Raw genomic sequence first — 4,839 nt, 5'->3', positions numbered from 1 at the left:
TGCGGCGATGCGTTGCACGGGAATTCCGGTCGGCGCCGGGTGGGGGAGCGGTGCGGTGGGGACGGCGGGGCCGGCCGCGTGCGGCGCGGTGGTGGTGAGGGGTGTGGGACGTGCCGGTTGGGCCGGTGCGGTGAGGCGCTGTACGGCGGGGCCGGTCGGCGCGCCGACCGCCGGGCGGGAACGTGGGCCGCGCGGGCCGGCCGACCGCGGCGCGCCGGCGGGCGGGGGACCGGAGGGCCCGGAGGGTTCCGCCGGGCCGTACGGCGGGGCCGTCGACCGCCGCGTCCCGCCGCGCCCGTCGTACGGGGTGCGGCGCGGCGCGGCACGGCGCAGTGCCCGCTGGATGAGGCCCGGGCCCCGGCCGCCCGCCGTGGGAGCGGCCCCGGCCGGGGCCGGGGAAGGCGGCACGGTCTCCGGCGGACCCGCCGGGAGCGGGCCCGAGCCGCCCTCGGTGTGCCGTCCCGCGGGCAGCCGCAGGGAGTCCGTGTCCCCGGGCGGTTCGTCGGGCCGCCTCCGGCGCAGGGGGACCACCGGGGCGGTGCCCGGGGCCGCCGGGGGCGCGCTCAGCGGGCCGTCCGGGTGCAGCAGCGGCCGGAGGGGGCGGGCGGCGAGCAGCCGCTGCACCCGGACGGGCGCATCGGGCGGCACCGGTCCGCCGCCGCCCGCCGTCCCTGCCGGGGAGGACGGGCGGGCCACCGGGGCCGCCGCCTCCGGCGTCGGCGCGTGCGGCTGCGCGGTACCGGCCGGACGCGGCCCCGGCGCGCCGTCCGTCAGGCCGTGCCCCGGGGGACCGGGCGGCGCGGAGCCCCGCACCTGTGGAGGTGCGCCGCTCCCGGCCGGCCGCCCCTCGCCGCCGGAGCCGGAGCCGGGCCCGGGGCCAAGGCCAGGACCGGTGCTGGTGTCGGGTGCCGGCCGCGCCGGTGCGGTCGGCCCGGCGGCGGTGGGACGGGGCGCAGGGACGGGACCGGCGGGCCCGTCCGGTGCCGGAGCGGTGGCCGCGGGGGCGTTCCGGGCCGGTCCGGTCGTGCGGTCGGTGCGGGCCCTCCGCTGGACGGGGCGTTCCGCTGCCGGAGGCTGGGCGACGGGCATCACCGGCGCCGGCCCTCCGCCGGGAGCAGCCGGGGCCGGTCGCGCTGAGGGCGGCGGAGGCGGCGGTTCCACCGGGCCCGGACGCCGTGGCGCGCCGTCCGCCGCGGGCGCCGCCGCGGGGGGCCCGGCCGCGGTCCGCCGCACGGCGGCTCCGGCCGGCCCGTCCTGCGGCGCCGCCGGGGACGTGTTCCGGGTGGCCGCCTCGAACGGCTCCCCGAGGCCCGGCCGTACGGGGCCTCCCTGCCCCGGACGGGCAGGGGGGCCGGGCCGGTCCGGTGCCTGCCGCGCTCCCGGGCCGGGAGCGCGCTGGACCACCGGTCGGCCGGGCGCCGGGCCGGGGGAGGCGGTGGTGTCGGCCGGGCCGCTCACGGTGGTCCCGGGGAGCAGGGGAGCGACCCGCCCGGGGCCCGGCTCCGCCGGCCCGGGGGCGGCGGGGAGCGGGCCGGCGGTGGGCGGCAGGCCGGGCAGGGGCGCGCCGAGGCCGACCCTGGGCGCCGAGGTGCGCCGGGACTCCGGCCGGGGCTCGGCGCCGGCCGGTCGGGGTGCGTCCCCGGCCGGGCGGTCCGGGACGGTCTCCGCCGCGGTGCGCGCCCGGCGCTCCCCGCCGCCTCCGGTGCCGGACCGGTCCGGCGCGGCAGCCTCACCTCCGCGGACGGGTGTGCCCCGTCCGCTTCCGGCGCTCCGGGCGGGGGCCAGGGCCGCGATCCTGCGGACCGGTACGGCCGCCGACCGGGCGACGGTCAGCGACGGCCGGGGCGGCCGGAGGGGTTCGGGGGCCGGGGCGCGGACCACGGTGAACCTCGGTGGCCCCGCGGCGGGTGCCGCCGGGTCCCGGTCGGCGACGGGAACCCGTCCGCCCGGTCCTGCGGTTCCCGATGGTCCGGAGGATGATCCCGGCTCCGTCACCGGTCCCGCCACCGCCTCCGCCACCGGCACAGGATCCGGTCCCGCCGCCTCCGCCTCCACTTCCGCCGCTGCCTCCGCTTCCGGAGCCGCTCCCCGCCGGCGGTGCGTCAGGGCCGTGTCCACCGTGCGCTGCACGGCTCCGCCGGTCGTCCGCCGGGCGACGGCGTGCACCAGCCCCGAGGGGGCCAGCGGATCGACGAGGTGCCCGAGTTCGGTCCGGAACGTCGGCGCCCGGTGGGTGGGCAGCCCGTCCCGGAAGCCGAGCGGGTCCGCGACCAGCACCCGGTCCGCGATGGCGCGTCGCAGCGGCGGCACGGACCGCCACTCGCCGTCCGCTGACGCGCGGGACGGCGCGGCGGCGCCCGGCGCGTCCTGGACGGGAGCCGGGCCGGCCGCCGGGCGTCCGGAGCGCCGGCGGATCAGGCGGTGCCGCAGTGCCACGTTCCGTCACTCACCCCTCGTTGATGCGTGTGTTGATCCTGGCGATCTCGCGCACCCAGCGGATCCGCTCCGCATGGGTCAGGCCGAGGATCTGCTCCCGCGGCCAGTGGAAGTGGTAGGCGATGTACGCGGCCTCCTCGTAGAGCCGGTCGGGCGCGTACGTCACGATTCCCCCAGGCGCCCACCCGCCAGGTCGATCTCGAAGGAGGACTCGCACTCCGGGCAGGTGACCGCGGCCCGGGTGTGGCCCTCGGCGTTGATCCGCCGGTAGAAGTCCTGGAGGAAGGCCAGGTCCGAGGCGAAGAACTTCTCCACCACGCCGCCGTGCACGTCGGTGATCGTCCCGATCCGGGTGATCACCAGGCCGAGCAGCACCACCGACAGGTAGGCCGGGTTCTCCTTCACCCGCAGGTCGGCCAGCGGCAGCAGTTCGTCGCGGGCGGTGGCCAGGCGCATCGCGCCGCGCCGGTGGACGGTGCCCGACTCGTCCACGTAGCCGCGCGGCAGCTCGAACTCGAACTCGGTCCTGATCCGCTCCTCCACGGCCGCCGGCGGACCGGCCGGCTCGCCCCGGAACGGGTCGGGGGCCGTCCCGGCTCCGGCGGGGACGGGCCCGGAAGCGCTGCGTCGCATCAGTTGAACTCGATGTCCTCGAAGACGATGGTGACCCTCTCCGTCGCCGGCTGGGCGTCGCCGGCCTTCAGGCCGGGGCCCTCCCACTTCTGGGCCCAGGCGTTCTTGAGGTTGATCGTCCGGTCCTGGCCGCCCTTGGCGTCGGTGAAGATGATGCTCAACTGCTGGCGGGCCGCGTCGACGTCGCCCCGCTGGAAGGTCTCCTTGATCCACTGGGTGAAGTCGCTGGCCTGGTCCATGCCCCGGGTGATGGTGACCTCGCCGCCCTTGCGGGCGCCGGGGAGCTTCCGGATCAGCAACTGACCCTGGCTGGTGACCTGGACGACGTCGATGCTGTCCAGTTCCATGGACAGCCCGCTGACCTCCTGGACGGTCTCCACCTGGATGCCGCCGAGCTGGACCTTGAATGTATGGGTGGCAAGCGTGTCGCCGCTCTCCTGGGCCATCTGCCGTTACCGCCTTTCCGCGTCGGTGGGGTGGAGGTGGGGGACGGGGGTGGGGGTCACTCGTTGACGAGGCTGGTGCTGTCGGAGAACTGGGCCAGCCGGAAGATCACGAACTCGGCCGGTTTCACGGGGCAGACGCCGATCTCGCAGATCACCTGGCCGGAGTCGATGGTCTGCGGGGTGTTGGTCTCGGCGTCGCACTTGACGTAGTAGGCCTCGTTGGCGGTGGCGCCGAAGAGCGCCCCCCGGCGCCACTCCTCCATCAGGAAGGCGGAGATGTTGCGGCGGATGGTGCTCCACAGGTACTCGTCGTTCGGTTCGAAGACGACCCACTGGGTGCCCAGCAGGACGGACTCCTCCAGGTAGTTGAAGAGCCGCCGGACGTTGACGTACTTCCAGGCGGGGTCGGAGGACAGGGTGCGGGCCCCCCAGATCCGGATGCCGCGTCCGGGGAACGCCCGGATGCAGTTGACCCCGATCGGGTTGAGCAGGTCCTGCTCGCCCTTGGTGATGTTGGTCTGCAGTTCGACGGCGCCGCGCACCACCTCGTTGGCCGGGGCCTTGTGCACGCCGCGTTCGGTGTCGTTCCTGGACCAGACGCCGAGCACGTGGCCGCTCGGCGGGACGAAGCGGTTCTGCCCGGTGGACGGGTCGAAGACCTTGATCCAGGGGTAGTAGAGCGCGGCGTACTTGGAGTCGTAGCCGGCTCCCTCCAGGCGCCACTGCCGCACCTGACGGGGCGTCATCTCAGGGAGCGGGTCGAGCACGGCCAGCCGGTCGCCCATCAGCTCGCAGTGGGCGATCATGCCGAGCTGGACGGTCTTGACGCCCTCCTCGTCGATCAGCCCCGACTGGTGGGCGGCCATCAGGTCGGGCACGGCCAGCATGGTGATCTCGTCGATCGCCTCCAGCGCGCCGAATCCGGTGCGGTCGTCGGCGCTCCCGACGTACTCCCCTGCGTCGACCACCGCCGGCAGCGCCTCGCCCGTGCCGGGGGCCGGGGCGGCGGCGGGGAGCGCCACGCTCTGCTTCTGCGGCCTGGCCAGCGCGCTCGCGGGGGCGCCCTCGGTGACCACGATCAGGGAGGACTTCTCCCTCACCTGTCCGACCACGTAGTTCTTCGTGTTCTTCTTCGCCGAGACGTCGAACCTCTCCACCTGCTTGCCGCCCTGCCTGACCACCAGGGCGAAGCGGTCCTCGGCGGCGTCCTCCTCGTCGGGGTCGGCCACCTCGACGGTGAGGTCCGTGCCCGAGCCCGGCCGTGCGGCCACCTTGAAGGTGCCCAGGGGCACCGGCTCTCCGGCGGGGGGTTCCTTGCTCCGGC

The 4,839-nt window shown here is 76.8% G+C and carries 4 protein-coding genes; all 4 read right to left on the bottom strand.

Annotated elements, in window-relative coordinates; genetic code table 11:
* Window positions 1–2,446 precede the first annotated feature (2,446 nt).
* Window positions 2,447–2,602, bottom strand: a complete 156-nt coding sequence (locus VE546_RS16050; protein ID WP_324922809.1) for a DUF6760 family protein — start codon at window positions 2,600–2,602, stop codon at window positions 2,447–2,449.
* Complete coding sequence (locus VE546_RS16045) at window positions 2,599–3,069, bottom strand: hypothetical protein (RefSeq protein ID WP_324922807.1); 471 nt, start codon at window positions 3,067–3,069, stop codon at window positions 2,599–2,601. The genes VE546_RS16050 and VE546_RS16045 overlap by 4 nt, the downstream gene beginning before the upstream one ends.
* On the bottom strand, window positions 3,069–3,515 hold the full coding sequence (locus VE546_RS16040) for a phage tail protein (RefSeq protein WP_324922806.1): 447 nt from the start codon (window positions 3,513–3,515) through the stop codon (window positions 3,069–3,071). The genes VE546_RS16045 and VE546_RS16040 overlap by 1 nt, the downstream gene beginning before the upstream one ends.
* A 56-nt stretch (window positions 3,516–3,571) precedes the next feature.
* Window positions 3,572–4,839: phage tail sheath family protein (locus VE546_RS16035; protein WP_324922804.1), on the bottom strand; the 1,268-nt coding region annotated here is incomplete at its 5' end.

Origin of the sequence: Streptomyces sp. (assembly GCF_035644915.1) — a bacterium.
In the GTDB taxonomy this organism is placed as follows: Bacteria; Actinomycetota; Actinomycetes; order Streptomycetales; family Streptomycetaceae; genus Streptomyces.
This window is presented reverse-complemented; position numbering and strand designations above follow the sequence as displayed.